This window comes from Nitrospirota bacterium (assembly GCA_040754395.1).
Classification (GTDB): domain Bacteria; phylum Nitrospirota; class Thermodesulfovibrionia; order Thermodesulfovibrionales; family SM23-35; genus JBFMCL01.
In genome coordinates, this window is record JBFMCL010000016.1 from 64,905 (window position 1) to 81,421 (window position 16,517).

The following is a 16,517-nucleotide window of genomic DNA, read 5'->3' on the forward strand; positions in this document are numbered from 1 at the left end:
ATATTATTCATGAATTTTTCTGATTACCCTGTCCCCCTTCCGCGGAAGGAAAGGACAAGGGTAAGGGGGAATGCAGTTTTGTTATGCATTTCTTACTACAAGGTCTGGACTTATGGATACTTTTACTGCTCCTGCGTCACTTCAACAGGCATCTTTTCGGGTTCATATACCAAAAAAACAATGCCGAGTTTCCTGTTGAGGCCCATGATGGGAGATGCAATCAGAATATTGCCATGCTCATCGTCCGCAACAACAGTTTCCGTTGCCTCTTCATACCTGCTGGGATAGATCGTCGAGAACGCAACCCCTTCAAGTTTTTTGTCAGTCGCTACGGCAACCGTCCCGTCGGTTTTGACAACGAGAATCTGCTTTATATTGGGTTCTTTTACAAATTGGACAAGATATTCATTTATCTGCTCATAGTTTTCCCGCAGCATCTCTTTCCGGAGCGCCCAAACAAACGTTTTCGTGGTAAGACGGAGGAAATAGCGAGTTTTCTCCGTAATTTCCTGATGGGACTTCTGGACCAGTTGTATCTGCCGTGATTCCATCTGTTTCTCAACATTATTAACTGCGATAACCTTCCAGAGATACGTCAAAAAAAGCAAGATAATCAACACCCCGATAACGTAAAAATATTTCTTTCCGCTCTGCTTCATGGTCATCCTCCTGCTATTTTCTTAATGCAGCGTTAATGATTTCCTGCAGTTTTTCAGGAGACAGTCTGCTGCCCGTATTTCTCGGAGACCCTCCGACTGTATTGCTCCCGCCCCACCTGTTACTCTCCGTCACAATATCAGATTCCTCTTCGTTCAGTCTTGCATACAACCTGCCAAGATTAAATGGCGTCCATACAGATCTCCGCCCTAACGTGTACACAAAGGTCCCGTCCGGTTTTTCTGCTACCAACGCAGCAAAAGCCGTGATCCCGTCATCATACATGGCCATTCTCGAGGAAGGACCCGTCTCCTTTGTCAGAGTCCAGCCGTTCCCTCCTCCGATTGCTTCATAGTTGCCTTTCAGGGAAAGTTCTCTCCCTTCATCCAGAAAATAAAGGTGTATCCTGGCTTCGACAGATTCAATAATATGTCTCATATCCGCTTCTCCCATCTCCGCAACCCTTCCATCAAAACGTGCTTCATGATATGGCTGGAAAATCCAGGCCATTTTCCTTCTCATCGAGGTATCGCCAAAAGGATACGCTCCCGCAGTACAATCCAGCCGGTCTTCACAGTAAACAAGCCGGTTGATTCGCGGATCAGAAAATCTTCTCACCCGGTCGTTATTTTTCAACAACCACCATGCAAGAGAGGTATCCTCATCCGGATCGTTCACATACACATTGGCTTCCGCAACCCCGTCCCTGCTGAAGGTATCAAACAGCCCCAGCTTGATTTCCATGTGAACCTGCTCGGAGGTCGAACGAGTTGCCAGTCTGTCAGCCCTGACATGATGATCGAAATTGGCATAGGGCCCTTTTGGATCCCTCTTCGTTGCGGAATGCACAAACCCGTCAAGGGCGATCGAATACGGAGGTTTCAGTTTTTTGAAATCAGACCATTTGTAGACTCTGCGGGGCTCAATATATAATTCAACTGCCACCAGAAAAACCTGTCATAAGCTTTATTTCACACATGATATTCTGCCCCCCGCACCTGATCCTGCATGTCATAGACATCCCCCCAGGAAGAAGCACCGTTCAGACTTATTCAAAAAATATCAAAGGCTATCTTTCTTGTCAACGGTTGTGGATCACAATGAAAGAAAAATCTTCTCGCCGTAACCCTGAAATATGGGAAAGAGGTCATCGCAAAACAGGGTAGACAAAAAGTTTCAGATGGGGCATGGGTGTATTTCTATATCGCACTGAGGATCAGGTCAGCAGCGATCGCAATGACAGACAACAGGAATATAATGGCATAATTGATATCTTCAAGCGAGTACTTCACGGAGGTGAGGAGATATAACACAACTTCCCTGTCATGATCCGTCAGACTGGCGTTGGATCTGACTTTCTCTATGAGCTGATATTCCTCAATCGCTTTTTTTCTCTTCTGGGTTATTCTGTACCGGTAAAGAAAAAACAGAAAATACCCGATCGTTCCCATATACCACACCGGCCTTATCCATGAAGGCTCGAGCCGCTGGATAACGATTATTGTCCTGAAGGCAATCGCGGATATCAGTCCGAGTATAAAAAAACCATAAATGACGTACCTGGGAGCAATATGTACTGTACCGTTTCCCATAACGCAAAATTATAGCACACCGCCATACAATTCCAGATGTGTCCATGCTGCTGTTTCGTTCCGCATTCCGTTCCTTCTCCGGTCCGTTTCAGGGCGGGTTACCGTGAATGCGAAAAAACGCGCTCCCTGATATAATGGGGTTATGAAGGAAGCCCTGCTGTACGAAAAACTTGAAGGAAAAAAGGTCAGGTGTTTTCTCTGCGCCCACCATTGCCAGATCAAAGAAGGAAAACGGGGTATCTGCGCTGTCCGGAAAAACATGGACGGCACCCTGTACAGTCTTGTATATGGCAAAGTCATCTCAATGCATGTCGACCCTATCGAAAAGAAGCCCCTTTTTCATTTTCTTCCTTCATCCACGAGCTTCTCAATCTCAACAGTAGGCTGCAACTTCCACTGTGAACACTGCCAGAACTACGAGATTTCGCAGTATCCGAGAGAGCATGAAGACGTTGCGGGTCATTCTGTCACACCGGAGGATATTGTGGAAGCTGCTTTACGGAACGGCTGTGAGAGCATCTCCTACACCTATACGGAGCCTACCATATTCTTTGAATTCGCCTATGACTGTGCAAAGCTTGCACATCAGAAAGGTATCAAGAATGTTTTCGTGAGTAACGGATACACAGGTCCTGAGGCGACAAGGATGATCGCTCCGTATCTGGGCGGAAACAATATCGACCTGAAGGGTAATGACGATTTTTATAAAAAGCTCTGCGGTGCGCGTCTTGAGCCGGTAAAAGATACCATCCGGCTGATGAAAGAACTCGGCGTCTGGATTGAGATAACGACCCTCATAATCCCTGACTATAATGATTCGGATGAAGACCTGCAGGATATCGCTGCATTCATCTCATCAGTTGACCCGGCAATCCCATGGCATGTAACCCAGTTCTACCCGACCTACAAACTTACCGACAAACCGAGGACGCCTGTCAGCACTTTGCGTCGGGCGAGAGAAATCGGGTTCAGAACCGGGCTGAAATATGTCTATGAAGGAAATATCCCCGGAGAAGGCGGAGAAAATACCTATTGCCCCTCCTGCAGGGAACTCCTTATCCGCCGTTTCGGATTCAGTATCGGCGAGAAGAAAATCAGGGATGGACGGTGCTTCAGCTGCGGATCAGCGATCGAGGGAGTATGGCAGTAATCATACTCTGCGCATCATCATTACCGCATCCTCAACAGGTGAGGAGTAATATCTTTTCCGGTTTCCGGCAACCCTGAATCCCAGACGTCCATAGAACGTCTGTGCGCCTGTATTGGATATTCTTACCTCAAGATAAAAAAACCTGCAGTTTCTTTCACCCATTTTGCTGAACGCTTCCTGCATGAGGGTCGTGGCAATGCCCTTTCTTCTGAATCGGGGATGAACTGCAAGATTCAGGATATGACATTCATTCAGGATGTAATTCACACAGATATACCCTGCGACCGCATTGTCTGATACAGCGACCCTTGTGAAGGAATACGATTTGTGTATCTCAATCAGAAATGCTTCCTCTGACCAGGGGCTGGTAAAGGAAAGCTGTTCAATGTGCAGGACTTCAGGGACGTCCTGTACGAACATCTCACGAATACGTATTCCGTGCATCCGATTTTATCTCTGCTTCGGATTTTCTGATATACACCGGCACGAGACTGACAGGCTCAGAAAACTCTCCTCTGAGCGCCTTGCTGAGTCCCAGAAAGGCCACATTTGAAGGCAGGGGAACCGCCTTTCCGTGAGCTGCAAAAAGTGCCCTTTCACCCATCAGCCTCATGATTTCTTTCCTGTAGAGCAATGCTCCTTCCCCGGCAAATACTATCGCACCTCCCGTCAATCCGGATGCTTTTGCCAGAAAACCGTCTAATGACACCGACGCCTCCGGAATCAATTTTTCGAACCCTTTCTCCTTCCACTGAAAAAGAGCAGTATACACCTCTTTTTTCCTGGCATCGAGCATAGGACAGACAGGGTATCCCGAATACGGGAAATTCCAAGCAAAAGCCTCAAGGGTTGGGACAGACACAACGGGTTTTCCGGTCGCAAAGGAAAACCCCTTTACCGTACTCAGGCCGATCCTCAGCCCTGTAAAAGATCCCGGACCTATCGCGACCCCGAAGACATCCATGTCATCAATGCGTTGCCCCGAAAGCTTCATTACGGAATCTATCGCCGTCATCAGTCTCTCCGAATGGGTCGACTTGATATTGAGCCTTACTTCGGCAATCAGTCCGGATGATGCCTCGGCAACTGCAACACCTCCCAGCAAGGTCGAAGTATCTATTGCAAGTATTTTCATCTGTTAGAGCCTAATATATACCTGCCTCTTTTTCAAGTGCCTTTTCAAAAAAAGTATACGCGCCACAGGCTTCCCCATTGCCCCGGCTATAAAAAGTCAGAAGCTGTCTTTTCCGAGGCTTTTCTGCCGTGCATAAAGAACGCTGCAGATGCGGCCAGGCAGATTACCGATGCACACGTCACCGCCAGGGTAGTTCCTACAGAATCAGCCACAATGCCCATGAGGGAATTCCCGACCGGGGCTGTTCCGAGAAATACAAACGTATACACGCTCATTGCCCGACCCCTCAGGTTATCAGGCACGGAAAGCTGTATATAGCTGTTTGCCGTTGCAAAAAAACTGACGAGGCTCCACCCGATAAAGACAAGCAGGACAATGGACAGGGGGAAAATGCCGGAGAGAGAGAAAACAAACAGCAGGAGTGAAAACACCAGTGCTGAAAGAGATAAAAACCTCCCCTTGTCCCTGATATCGCCTTTGAATGCCAAGAACAACGCTGCCCCGAGGGCCCCGATACCAGTGGCGCCTACGAGAAAGCCGAATCCTACCGGCCCCTTATGAAACACTTCGGCGGCAAACACCGGCAGCAGCGTAATAAACGGCATTCCGATAAAACTGAAGACCGCGATCAGGATAATGATTCTGAACAGTTCGGGTTTTCTCTTTATATACAGAATACCTTCCACGAAATCCCTCATTATCCCGTTCGATCTCTGTTTTGTGCCTTCCTTCACACGTATTTTCGCCAGTGCAATAATGACTGCGACAAAACTTACCGCATTCAGATAGAAACACGCGGGAAGTCCGAGCCGGGCTATGGCTATTCCTGCAATTACCGGTCCGATCATTCGTGCACCGTGAAACGCGGCAGAATTCAGCGCGATGGCATTCGTAAGGTTTTTCTTTCCCACCATTTCAATTATGAATGACTGCCGTGCCGGCATATCAAAGGCGTTGATCGTCCCGAGGGCAGCAGCAAGAAGGGCTACCTGCCATACAACAATAACGTTCATGTCTGTGAGAATACCGAGAAGAAGAGCAGGAATAATCGACAGCGCCTGGGTCATAAGGAGCAGATTTCTTTTCGTAAACCTGTCTGCTACTAAGCCTCCTGCCAGAGTAAACAGCAGTATCGGCAGAGAACCCGCAGCCGCGACAATACCGAGATAAAACGGGGATTGTGTCAGACTGTATACCAGCCATCCCTGTGCAACAGACTGCATCCAGGTTCCGGACAGAGAGATGATCTGACCGAACCAGAAGAGCCTGAATTCCCTGTTATGCAGCGCAGCAAACCTTTCCGTTATAGCCATCATAGTATTGTAACCGAGCAAAAGCGTTTTTTCCGAAAAATAGCAGCAATAATAATTAGCCATTGCTTATTTTTGAAATTATCAGTAGAATAGATAAAATATATCTTTTTTTATTGTATTTATTGGTAATATCACATAACCGGGATATGCACAGCAACAGATATCAGCGGGAATTTCGGGCATAACAAGAAGCAAATGCATAAAAAAAGTACTATATACGAATCTCCGTTCCGTCTCATCCTGATAATTATTTTTTCAGTATTCACTGCAGAGCTGTCGATTATGTTCATTCTGTCCCTGTTCCCCCCTGTTACGTTGCTGCAATGGGCCGTTCTTGATGCAGTTCTTCTCACAATTGTGCTGTCACCGGTACTATTTTTCTTTGGATTCCGCCCCCTTATTCTGAATATTTCTGAACGCAGGAAAGCTGAGGCGATAACAAAACACGCATACAAGGAACTCAATCAGATATTTCAGACAGCGGCTGACGGCATGCGCCTGATTGATAAAAACTTTAGAATCCTGCGCACGAACGAGACATTTGCTTCCCTTGCAGGAATTGACAAGGATGCATCAGTCGGGAAGAAGTGTTATGAAGTCTTTTTCGGACCGCAGTGCTTTACCCCGGATTGCTCCCTGAAACAGATACTGAACGGCAGGGAACGAATCGAAATCGAATCCATCCGAAAAACACGGGACGGCAGAACACTCCCGTGTATCCTCACCGCAACTCCGTTCAGGAGTGCAACGGGTGAACTGATCGGAATAGTCGAGGATTACAAGGACATAACAAAACGCAAAAATACTGAAGAAGCACTGCGCAGAAGCGAAGAAAAACTCAATGCCATGCTGAAGTCTATAGGTGACCATATCAGCATGATCGACAGGGATTTCAATATTATCTGGGCAAATGACGTTGCAAAAAACATCTTCGGGAATACTATTGTTGGACAGAAATGCTATGAAGCGTATCACAGAAGAAGTGAGCCCTGTGAGCCCTGCCTCACCATCCAGGTTTTTAATGACGGGCTTATTCATGAGCATGAGACACAGGTCATCGACAAGGACAACCGAACGATCTATTTCCACAGCACAGCCAACGTGGCCTTACGGAACAATTACGGATATCCCACAGCAGTGATAGAAATTTCAAGGGATATCACAGAGAGAAAGAAGCTTGAACAGCAGCTGCTTCAATCACAGAAGATGGAGGCTATCGGACAGCTTGCGGGAGGAATCGCGCATGACTTCAATAATATCCTAACGGCAGTCATTGGATACGGAAGCCTTCTACAAATGGAGATGAGCAAAGATGACCCCCTTCGCGCCTATGCTTCCAATATTTTGAATTCAGCCGAAAGGGCTGCGAATCTCACCCAGGCGCTCCTCACCTTTAGCCGGAAGCAGATCATTAGTCCGAAGCCGGTAAATCTAAATGAGATCATTAAACTGCTCGAAAAACTTCTGACAAGAATCATCGGTGAGGATATCGAGCTCACGGTCTCTCTTGCGGACAGGGAATTAACGATCATGGCAGACCCGATCCAGATAGAACAGGTGCTCCTGAACTTCGCGACAAACGCGCGCGATGCCATGCCTGATGGGGGGAGCCTTGTCATCGCTACCGATCTCGTCCGCCTTGACTGCGAGTTCATCACTGCACACGGCCCCGGGAAACCCGGTTCGTATGCGGTGATAACTATCGAGGACACCGGCCAGGGAATCGATGAGAAGACGAAAGAAAAGATTTTCGAGCCGTTTTTTACCACAAAAGAGGTGGGCAAGGGAACAGGACTCGGGCTTTCCATGGTATACGGAATCATAAAGCAGCATGAAGGACATATCAATGTCTACAGTGAACCAGACAACGGAACAGTATTCAGGATATATCTCCCTGTTATTGATCTAAAGGTTGATAATATAAAACCTGTGGATATACCATTTCTAAAGGGAGAGGGAGACACCATACTGGTTGCAGAGGATGACGTCAAAGTGCGTGAACTGACCACAAAGGTATTGTCTGACTACGGATACAGGGTTCTTGAAGCGGCAAATGGTCTTGAAGCGATACGGGTTTTTAAAGAAAACTATGACGCTGTTCAGCTGATCCTTCTCGATGTGATAATGCCCAAGTTAAACGGCAAGGAATGCTATGATGAACTGAAAAAATTAAAACCTGATATCAAGGCCATCTTTATGAGCGGATACACCGCGGACATTGTCCACAGAAAAGGAATACTGGATCAGGGAGTGGAGTTTATTACGAAACCTGTCTCACCGCAGGAACTCCTGAAAAAAGTGTGGGAAGTGCTTCATAACTGGCGAGAACCTTACCTCCTCAAATCCCTTTCCCGGTTATAATTATCAAGAGTCACCTGAAGGAGAAATTCCCTGGTCGCGCAGTGCAGCACTGTCATCGATTATCAGTGCTCACTTTTGCAGGAATTGGACTACTGTGAGCCGGAGATGCTAAACCGCTGCTGAAAGTTTCGAAAAATCCGCGACTGTGGAGGCCGTTTCCCAGAGCTCATTCAGCAATGCGAACCTGTTCAGCTTTATATCCTCACGCTTGTCCATTACGAGAACACTGTCAAAAAATGCGTTTACCGGCCCTGTCAGCGAAGAGAGAAGAAGGATCGCATCGTCATATCTCCTGTCTCTCAGACAATCTGAGAGTTCCTGCCTTACAGAATCAAGCTTTCCCATGAGATGTTTTTCCGCTTCCTCTCGCAGTCGATCAGCATTCAATGCCGGAATTGCAGTTTTCGGGAGGATATTGTTGACACGCTTTATCACAGCAAGAAAATCGTTGTATGCTTTCTCGTCCCTGAACCTCGTGAGTGCAGCGAGTCGTTCCTGAACATCTTTTAGTGCAATGCGGAGCGACAGGGGGAGAAGGGACTGAACAATGTCAGGAGCATATCCCTGGTCGGCAAATACAGCTTCTATGCGGTTTTCGAAAAACCGGAGAATCTTCTCCCTGGTCTCCCCACGGTCTTTCACATCCGCAAAGGCATCCAGTGCCCTGTCTGCCAGATTATTCAGAGGAAGGGGATACCCTTTATCCAGAAGGATCGCGACAATCCCGAGCGCCTGCCTCCGCAAGGCAAAGGGGTCTTCCGACCCTGTCGGGATAAGTCCTATCGAGAAAAAAGCCGCGATACTGTCAAGTTTGTCTGCGATGCTGAGAAGTGACCCTGCGTCAGTCTTCGGGAGCATCCCGCCGGAATGAGCGGGGAGGTACTGTTCTTCAAGAGCCATCGCCACTTCCTGCTCCTCGCCGTCGTGCACCGCATAATATCTTCCCATGACGCCCTGAAGCTCCGGGAATTCCCTGACGACCCCGGTAATGAGATCCGTTTTTGCAAGCTCTGCTGCTCTGATGATATTCTTTCGTGAACCGGGCAGGATCCTTTCTGCAAGGAATGCTGCGATTGAAGCAATCCGTTGTGTCTTGTCATAGAGACTCCCGAGACTTTCCTGAAACGTCACATGCCTGAGTTCCTCAATCCTGTCTGAAAGCGCTTTGTTTCTGTCATCATCGAAATAGAATCGGGCATCTTCGAACCTCGCCTTAATGACCCTTTCCGCACCTGTCCTGACAGTTTCCGCATTCACGTCACTGGTATTGCTGACGACAACAAAACGGTTTGTGATTCTTCCCTCATTATTGAGTACCGCAAAATATTTCTGATGGCCCTTCATCACGGTTATCAGAAGTTCTTCAGGCAGTGTCAGATATTCTTCGGGAAAAGACGCGATCACAGGCACGGGATATTCCACGAGGTTTACTACAGTCGCAAGGAGTTCTTCATCCCTTACCGGCTTCTCCCCGGATGAAGAGAGGAGGGTTTCCATCTTCTCGGTGATGATCTTTTTTCTCTCTTCCGGGTCGATGATCACACAATTATTCCCGAGAAGTTTTTTGTAGCTCGGGATTTCCCTGACCTGAAAGGCCGCAGGCGACAAAAACCTGTGGCCTCTGGTAAGATTGCTGCTCTGTATCCCGTCGATTTCGAAGCTGACAACCTCAGTATCAAACAGCGTCATGAGCCACCGTATGGGCCTTACGAATCTGGTGCTGCCGTTTCCCCATCTCATGGCCTTCGGGAGATGAACAGACAGTACAAGCTTCCTGAGCAATTCGGGCAGTATCTCCCGGACATGAACACCTTTTTCCTCTATTACTGCGACGATATATTCTCCCTTATCGGTACTTTTCACTGCAAGGTTTTCAATATGGATGCCCTGCGAACGGGCAAACCCGGCAGCAGCTTTTGTAGGGTTTCCGTTTTCATCGAATGCGACCTTCTTTGAAGGTCCGAATACTTCCTTTGTTCTGTCTTCCTGCATCTGGCGGACACCTTCGGCAATAACCGCAAGCCTCCGCGGAGTACCGTAGGTTTTCACATGTGAAAACCGAATATAGTTCTCTGTCAGCATTTTTTCCGCATTCTCCCGTAATTGCGTTAACGCAGGAGTGATAAACCGCGCAGGCAGATCTTCCGTCCCGATTTCGAGAAGAAATGATGACATGCCGGGTGCATTCTCGGCCATTGAAATATACCTCTTTTCCCAGAAATTATGAAGTTCGGATTGATAACGTTGGATTATACATCCATTAATTATTCCTTGGCAAGGAAAAGGTTGAAAAAGGATTTCTTATGCACGTATCAGTGCATGGCAATAATCGCGTTGATATGTTCTCTGGACTCGATTTCTTGGACAAGCTTCGCTGCTTCAGATCTTGAGCGGAACTTCCCAACCAGAACTCTGAAGAGCGTGCCATTAACTGTGTGCTTCTCGGAAATGCGTGAAACATACCCTTTCTCCTGGAATTCCCTGGAGATGAAAAGAGCGTTTTCGACCTTCCTAAACGCGCCGATCTGCACCGAGTAGTTTTCCTGATCCTGGTTCTCCCCCTGAGCAGGTGCAGGAGAGCGAATTTCCGGCTTTGCATTGTCAGGAAACAGTGGTTTCCGTTCTGCTGCTGAACTCTGCACTATTTCTCCCTGTTGCTGTTTACAAAGGGTCATATATAGACTTTCAATCATACTTTCCGGTTCTATGGCTTTCCATGCCTGATCGCCGTGATCACTGAATAATGCTGCTCCCTGTGCATCATACTCGGTAAACTTCGATATCCGGAACATCTTGGAAAAGCAGCTGAGCTGTATGAATATCAGTGTGTACTTCTTGTCTCCGTAATGAATTCCAAACCTTCGCACATCTTCAGCAACAGTCTCTTCGCTGCTGTTGATTTTTATTAATAACTGCAGCACGGTGTTTTCCCTGTCAAAATACAGTTGATTTCCCGTTTCTGATGTACACAGATACTGCCATTCCCCTTGTGATGTTTCCGGAAAGGCAAATATCACCACAGGAAGAATACTCAGACTGAAGAACAGTAAAAGCCTTTTCATCTCAGATATTTCAGAATTTGTGGTGCTGCAGAATATCCCGGAAGTGTGACGCTTGTTTACACATATCGTTTTCTTTCGGAATGAATTTTCTGCCGCTGTTCCCCCTTACGCAAGAAAATACCAGAAAGGATACAAAAAATCAATCGAAACAAGAAGATTCATGCTACACAGGGAAATATCTGGGTGAGCAATAAGTACGAAATCCGTATTTCTTTTGTTTTTCAGGTACAGAACCTGCAAATATTCTGAGAAAATATTCCTTGTTTCCGAAACATACCTCTCTGTCATGTAATCCACAGTTTTCCGACTGCGAAAGGCATCAGTCTGCTCAATACCTGGATAATGCTGCTCAACTTACAGATTTTTCTGCATTTTTAATATCTCTGCTACCAAAGAGTGAGTTTCATTTACAACCAAAGTTCTAATAATTATAGGTACTATTTATCTGCTAAATTCAAACCATTGAGGAATTGCATGTGTATATAGTTTTGAAGTATAAAATAAAAAAGGAAAAGAATTCTGTTCTTTTGGGGTTAGTTATCTCCTCATGTTTTTGCATGCTTGCATGAGATTGAGAGCACCCTGACAAATGAAATGACATGAGAAATGACTGAAAAGGAAGTCATAGAAATTGTCAAAGAATCCGGATTGTGGGGATCGCTCACGCAGAAAGAGAAGCAGGATGCGATCAGGCATGCCCTGAACATCAGCCATCTCTCCCCGGCAGAGGACAACGCAGATTCTTCGGCAGAAAAGCAATCCCCGGACAGAACTTTGCGGACATTTGGCAGGCTGGAATAACACAGGCATAACGGAATTTGACATACTCCAGCAAAAAACACTCTACCAGGTATGCCTTTGAGACACGGTTTGGGTGTCCAGGGAAAACGGTCTAAAGCCGGACATATAGAGTGTTGCTGGATTCAGGAGGGATGCAGAAAATATGCATCCCTTTTTTCTGTATCCCGGATATCAGACCATAAACTCTTTTTTCAGCCACTCCTTCAGCGTGTTATTCACAGGATACATCCGGCAATATTCACGGCTCTTGTTCTCCTGAATAGCCTCGGCAATCATGTCTTCCGGAACACCCTCAATCTTTGCAATGGTTTCTGCATAGCCCGCAAGGTTCTGTGCCATCAAAAAGAGGCCGGGTGTCTTATCCATAGCTTCTATGTACAGGATGTATCCGGCAGAATAGGGAACTTTTTCCACCCCTTTTTCTGTTACCCTGCATCGCGGCTGCATTAGTTGTTTGGGTTCGAAGTCCCAGAGAATATGTTCGACAATATAGCGGTCTTTTTTCAGAAGATGGAGTGGGAAAACCTGAGCAAACATTGTATTCTGCCTCTTTCCGCCTTATTCCTTCACCGGCCTTCTCTCAGGAACCCGCTGGTGCGGAATTTTTTCCTCGTTCCATTCCCCGGATACGTATAACCTGCAATAGCAGCTTCCGTATTCCTTTATGTCCGGGTCACGGTACACACATGGGCAGATGATATCCGAATCCTTTTCCTTAACGCCGGCTGCAAGACGGCAGGGACAGGAACGGTACCCGTAGCGTGCTTCATTGGTGAGAAGCCCTTGCAGTATGTCAAGGACAAATTCCCTGTCCTTATTGAGCTGTATTCCCTGTGATGCTGCATATTTGCTGAGGATATCGTAAAGCTTTTCTGCAGTCATTGCAAACCCAACGCCTCCTTTATCGCATTTTCATCAATCCCGAGGATTACTTCTTCAATTACAAGGGTCGGATACGTCGCCGCAGGGTTGTACTTCTTGACTTCCTTTGACATGAGCCATTGTTCACCGCTGTCGAGAAGGTCGATCTCCGTCATTTCGTAAGTAATACCGTGGTCGTCAAGAAATTTCTTCACCTGTTTGCATGTCGTACACGTGCTGAGTGAATATAACCGGACTTTCTTTTTCTGTTCAGGCATACCTTCTCCTATGCGTTTCCGATGGGTTTATCAGGATTCTCAAGTCTGAATATCTCCGAACTCGTTATTTCGATGTCTTGCAACATCTCTTCGTGGGCCTTATTAATGATTTCCACAGAAAGCTGCAGGGTGTTCCCGATTTCCTCAAGCGAGGTCCCCTGCACAAAATGCATTTCTGCAATCACGATTTTCAGCGCGTCATCCTCTATATACTGTCTCAGTTCCTCGTTATCAATACTGACCCCACTGCATGACTCATTGAAGCTGAGTCCCGAACGCAACCCTTCCATGATTCGGTTCATAGCCTCATAATAGATCCTGTTTTCTTCTTCAGTATAACTCTTGTAGGAAAACTCTTCCAAATTACCCCTCTTGCTTCTCAAAGATGCAATGCCAGTGAAAAAACCTTTTCTCCTGTAATATCAGCGGGAACAGCCCCTCAATTGAATTGTCAGAAATACTGCGCGTTTTATACATAGAATGTAACACATTGCGTGCTGTTTTATCCATGTATGATAGTATAAAGCAATGGATCCGCTCGGGAAAAAAGAACTGCTGGATTTCTTCGACAGACATCTGAAAGACTTCGGCGATACCCCGCAGGCTGTGAGATGGACGCCGGAAGGACAACTGCGAAGATACGAGACCCTTTTACAGATCTCTGGCGATATTTCGCAGAAAACGATTCTTGATTTCGGCTGCGGCAAAGGCGATTTTTATGGCTTTCTGAAAGGCAGAGGAATCCAGACCGACTACTGCGGCATCGACATCAATAACAGGCTTATTGAGCTAGCAGTGCACAAATACCCTGAAGCGGAATTTATCGCAACGGATATTGATGAGGTCCGTTTCGAGAGAGAGTTCGATGTTGTGTTCATATGCGGTGTTTTTAATCTGCGTGTCGCAGGGATTAAGGAATCGATGCAGGAGGAACTCAAGAAACTTTTCAGAATAAGCAGGGAAGCGCTTCATGTCAATCTCCTCACGTTTTACACTCCCTCCAGATCAGTAGAGCTTTTTTATGTAAAACCTGAAAAGATTCTGGAATTCGCTGTAAGAGAACTGTCTGCATCCGTTACGCTGATACACAGCTGCGAAGATATCTTCCTGTCAGTGTATCATTCATAGAACTGGCGCTTATCCGGGAAGATTGAGGACAGACAGGCTATCTCTTAAATTCCACTCCGACTTTGTAAGAAGATTCATCGACGCTCTGAACCCAACGCACGACCGCGTTCTCGGAATACACTGGAAGTACGCTCTTGATGAGAATCTCCTGTCCCTCTTTCAGGCAGTTTCTTGTATAAAGACAAAGGCCGGAATTGCTGATATCAATTGTTACGCCGCTGCTGACTGTTTCCCTGTTCTCTTCGTTAAGAACATAATCGACCGAATAGACGAAACCGTAACGCAAATGTCTTCTGCCTTCAAGCGGCATGGTAACCTTCCTTTTCCAGATCTGGCCGGAGTATTAAGGATGATATTTTATAATTATCAAAACATCTTGTATTTGTCAATTTAAATTAATTTTTCTGAAAAAATATATAAATTCATGCGGGACAAGCAACAATTGCTTCCCTGTATATCCTCTGTCGCATGCAGGATTTCTGCAGTTCACAACACTTTAGCTGTACTCCCCGCCCCGTTCCCTCACTGCGTCAAATGCCGATTTCAACCCTTCAATTTTCATAGAGTGCTTTTGATAAGGATGTCTCCGGCATCCTGCAAAGGACCAAGTGGATTCTTAATTTCTGTCTCCTGATTCACCGAGGGATTACCTCCCCATAGTTTATACACAACAGTATCATTCACGACAATAATAAATGCCTTGAACCTCCATCCTTTTTCATTTATTTTTCTTTTAAAGTTGAAGAAATCAAGCCAGAAATTTCCACTTCTTTTCTTATTTATAAATTGGGGCTCAAACTCATATGCACGGCATGCTGCTTTGGCTTTAATACATTGCTGAATGCCTTCGTCCACATCTTCCTTTCCGATAAAAAGAGAATCCCTCGCGATATCCAAGTAGTTCAGTATTTTTATATTAGGTGTTGAAAAAGGATCAAACCCCATTTTTTTAAGCTCCTCAGATGTGGTTATATGGGGTGTTATTTTATCGAAAGCTTCTTTGGCCTCGTTAAATGAATGCCACGGTGACGCCGTAGTCTGCTTTACCGTTGGCAAAAGCCTGCCACATCCTATCATCAGAAGGACAGCCAATAGAATACTTAATTTTTTTACCATTTTTTGATGGGTTGTGATTGACTTCTGCACTAATTATATCAGTCTTTATCTCGTTTGTTAACAGAAAACAGAATCTGACCCGGGATTGATTTCCATGAGTTACAACCTGAACTTTTTTCATTCATCATTTTCAAAACAACAATTTATCTGAATTTTATATAAACCTATAATTCAGGATTCAATTATTTATATTATCTATTTTATTTATAGCTTATTATTATGCAAATATAACAGGAGAATTATTCACATAAGAATCAATAGCACAGGCAATCCATGATTCTATTGCAGGTAAAGTCATTTCAATGATCAATCGTATAGACGTTTATGGACAACATTGTTTTTTCCGGTAGATGTGCACGGAATATCTGTCTCAGGAATACCCTGAAGGTACGACTACAGAAAAAAACCATGTGTAGAATACCCGTTTCTGCATGGCTGCATACAGCGCCGCACTGTATGCAGTGAACTCTTCGTAAAACTCCGTCAAGATATGTATATCATGAGGGGTAAAGGGGCTGGTGCCCCGACTGGTCTGCAAAACCAGATTTATAGTGAAAGCAGGATGGCTATACTATAGTGGGTTCGATTCCCACTACCCCTCTCCAGTAGTATACTTCATCGTTCTTGTTGTTTTCCATCTCTTACTGGGAAAGAACTGCGCCCCCTCATTTAGTCCGGCATAGCGCTTATTTTAAGAAGAAGAAGCATTGTTGCATACAATAAAAAAAGGCCCGGATAACTCCGGGCCTTTTTATTTTCTAATCCGGCAGCGACCTACTTTCCCATGACCTTATCAATCATAGTATCATCGGCCCTGAGGGTCTTAACTTCCGTGTTCGGAATGGGTACGGGTGTTACCCCCTCGGCATCGCCACCGGAAACTTTAAATTCCAGCACCGTTATAATAACAGCAACTACTTGTTTATTGCAACCATTCTTTAACAACAGGAGGGAAAATAAAAAGGGTCAAGTCGCACGGTCTATTAGTACTGGTCAGCTCAATACATTACTGCACTTACACCTCCAGCCTATCGACGTGGTAGTCTACCACAGACCTTCAGGT

18 protein-coding genes, 1 tRNA gene and 2 rRNA genes are annotated in these 16,517 nt (G+C 45.8%); 5 read left to right on the forward strand and 16 right to left on the reverse strand.

Features of this window, described 5'->3' with window-relative positions; all coding sequences use genetic code 11:
* Positions 1-122 precede the first annotated feature (122 nt).
* From AB1552_09315 to AB1552_09325, 3 genes are all read right to left on the reverse strand, one after another.
* Positions 123-659 (reverse strand): hypothetical protein, encoded by a 537-nt coding sequence (locus AB1552_09315; protein ID MEW6053971.1) that lies wholly within the window; start codon positions 657-659, stop codon positions 123-125.
* A 13-nt stretch (positions 660-672) separates the two neighbouring features.
* On the reverse strand, positions 673-1,602 hold the full coding sequence (locus AB1552_09320) for a hypothetical protein (protein MEW6053972.1): 930 nt from the start codon (positions 1,600-1,602) through the stop codon (positions 673-675).
* Between the two features lie 254 nt (positions 1,603-1,856).
* Entirely contained in the window at positions 1,857-2,249 is a 393-nt protein-coding gene (locus AB1552_09325; protein MEW6053973.1) for a hypothetical protein, read from the reverse strand.
* A gap of 142 nt (positions 2,250-2,391) precedes the next feature.
* Between AB1552_09325 and amrS the strand changes: the two genes are divergently transcribed.
* Positions 2,392-3,399 carry an AmmeMemoRadiSam system radical SAM enzyme gene (gene amrS, locus AB1552_09330; GenBank protein ID MEW6053974.1) on the forward strand — a complete coding sequence of 336 codons (1,008 nt, stop codon included), beginning with the start codon at positions 2,392-2,394 and terminating at the stop codon, positions 3,397-3,399.
* On the opposite strand, the gene rimI is transcribed toward amrS, so the two are convergent.
* The 3 genes from rimI to AB1552_09345 form a co-directional block, all read right to left on the reverse strand.
* Positions 3,400-3,843 (reverse strand): ribosomal protein S18-alanine N-acetyltransferase, encoded by a 444-nt coding sequence (rimI, locus tag AB1552_09335; protein ID MEW6053975.1) that lies wholly within the window; start codon positions 3,841-3,843, stop codon positions 3,400-3,402.
* Positions 3,821-4,534: a tRNA (adenosine(37)-N6)-threonylcarbamoyltransferase complex dimerization subunit type 1 TsaB gene (tsaB, locus tag AB1552_09340; protein MEW6053976.1), complete on the reverse strand. Its 714-nt coding sequence runs from the start codon at positions 4,532-4,534 to the stop codon at positions 3,821-3,823. Before tsaB ends, rimI begins: the two co-directional genes overlap by 23 nt.
* An 86-nt stretch (positions 4,535-4,620) precedes the next feature.
* The gene (locus AB1552_09345) at positions 4,621-5,850 is read right to left on the reverse strand and encodes an MFS transporter (GenBank protein ID MEW6053977.1); all 1,230 of its coding nucleotides are present in this window, start codon (positions 5,848-5,850) and stop codon (positions 4,621-4,623) included.
* Between the two features lie 192 nt (positions 5,851-6,042).
* Here AB1552_09345 and AB1552_09350 point away from each other — a divergent pair, with 192 nt between their 5' ends.
* A complete protein-coding gene (locus AB1552_09350) occupies positions 6,043-8,208 on the forward strand; it encodes a PAS domain S-box protein (protein MEW6053978.1) in 2,166 nt (721 codons plus the stop codon).
* 108 nt (positions 8,209-8,316) lie between these two features.
* Here AB1552_09350 and glyS read toward each other — a convergent pair whose 3' ends face one another.
* Positions 8,317-10,404 (reverse strand): glycine--tRNA ligase subunit beta, encoded by a 2,088-nt coding sequence (gene glyS, locus AB1552_09355; protein MEW6053979.1) that lies wholly within the window; start codon positions 10,402-10,404, stop codon positions 8,317-8,319.
* A gap of 116 nt (positions 10,405-10,520) precedes the next feature.
* Complete coding sequence (locus AB1552_09360; protein ID MEW6053980.1) at positions 10,521-11,270, reverse strand: SPOR domain-containing protein; 750 nt, start codon at positions 11,268-11,270, stop codon at positions 10,521-10,523.
* A 606-nt stretch (positions 11,271-11,876) separates the two neighbouring features.
* Between AB1552_09360 and AB1552_09365 the strand changes: the two genes are divergently transcribed.
* Positions 11,877-12,071, forward strand: a complete 195-nt coding sequence (locus AB1552_09365; protein ID MEW6053981.1) for a hypothetical protein — start codon at positions 11,877-11,879, stop codon at positions 12,069-12,071.
* A gap of 171 nt (positions 12,072-12,242) precedes the next feature.
* On the opposite strand, the gene AB1552_09370 is transcribed toward AB1552_09365, so the two are convergent.
* Genes AB1552_09370 through AB1552_09385 form a run of 4 tightly spaced genes read right to left on the reverse strand, consistent with a single transcriptional unit; the run spans position 12,243 to position 13,572 of the window.
* Positions 12,243-12,608 carry a DVU0772 family protein gene (locus AB1552_09370; GenBank protein ID MEW6053982.1) on the reverse strand — a complete coding sequence of 122 codons (366 nt, stop codon included), beginning with the start codon at positions 12,606-12,608 and terminating at the stop codon, positions 12,243-12,245.
* Between the two features lie 21 nt (positions 12,609-12,629).
* Entirely contained in the window at positions 12,630-12,953 is a 324-nt protein-coding gene (locus AB1552_09375; protein ID MEW6053983.1) for a ferredoxin-thioredoxin reductase catalytic domain-containing protein, read from the reverse strand.
* Positions 12,950-13,210 carry a glutaredoxin family protein gene (locus AB1552_09380; protein ID MEW6053984.1) on the reverse strand — a complete coding sequence of 87 codons (261 nt, stop codon included), beginning with the start codon at positions 13,208-13,210 and terminating at the stop codon, positions 12,950-12,952. The genes AB1552_09375 and AB1552_09380 overlap by 4 nt, the downstream gene beginning before the upstream one ends.
* 8 nt (positions 13,211-13,218) lie before the next feature.
* Positions 13,219-13,572 (reverse strand): hypothetical protein, encoded by a 354-nt coding sequence (locus AB1552_09385; GenBank protein ID MEW6053985.1) that lies wholly within the window; start codon positions 13,570-13,572, stop codon positions 13,219-13,221.
* Positions 13,573-13,738: 166 nt separating this feature from the next.
* Between AB1552_09385 and AB1552_09390 the strand changes: the two genes are divergently transcribed.
* On the forward strand, positions 13,739-14,338 hold the full coding sequence (locus AB1552_09390; protein MEW6053986.1) for a class I SAM-dependent methyltransferase: 600 nt from the start codon (positions 13,739-13,741) through the stop codon (positions 14,336-14,338).
* Positions 14,339-14,375: 37 nt separating this feature from the next.
* On the opposite strand, the gene AB1552_09395 is transcribed toward AB1552_09390, so the two are convergent.
* Positions 14,376-14,648 carry a PilZ domain-containing protein gene (locus AB1552_09395; GenBank protein MEW6053987.1) on the reverse strand — a complete coding sequence of 91 codons (273 nt, stop codon included), beginning with the start codon at positions 14,646-14,648 and terminating at the stop codon, positions 14,376-14,378.
* Between the two features lie 248 nt (positions 14,649-14,896).
* Positions 14,897-15,454 carry a hypothetical protein gene (locus AB1552_09400; protein ID MEW6053988.1) on the reverse strand — a complete coding sequence of 186 codons (558 nt, stop codon included), beginning with the start codon at positions 15,452-15,454 and terminating at the stop codon, positions 14,897-14,899.
* A 501-nt stretch (positions 15,455-15,955) separates the two neighbouring features.
* On the opposite strand from AB1552_09400, the gene AB1552_09405 reads away from it, so the two are divergent.
* A tRNA-OTHER gene (locus AB1552_09405) sits at positions 15,956-16,059 on the forward strand.
* Between the two features lie 156 nt (positions 16,060-16,215).
* Here the strand turns inward: AB1552_09405 and rrf are convergent.
* Positions 16,216-16,333: ribosomal RNA gene (gene rrf, locus AB1552_09410) — 5S ribosomal RNA — on the reverse strand.
* Between the two features lie 83 nt (positions 16,334-16,416).
* Positions 16,417-16,517 (reverse strand): 23S ribosomal RNA (locus tag AB1552_09415); the annotation flags it as partial.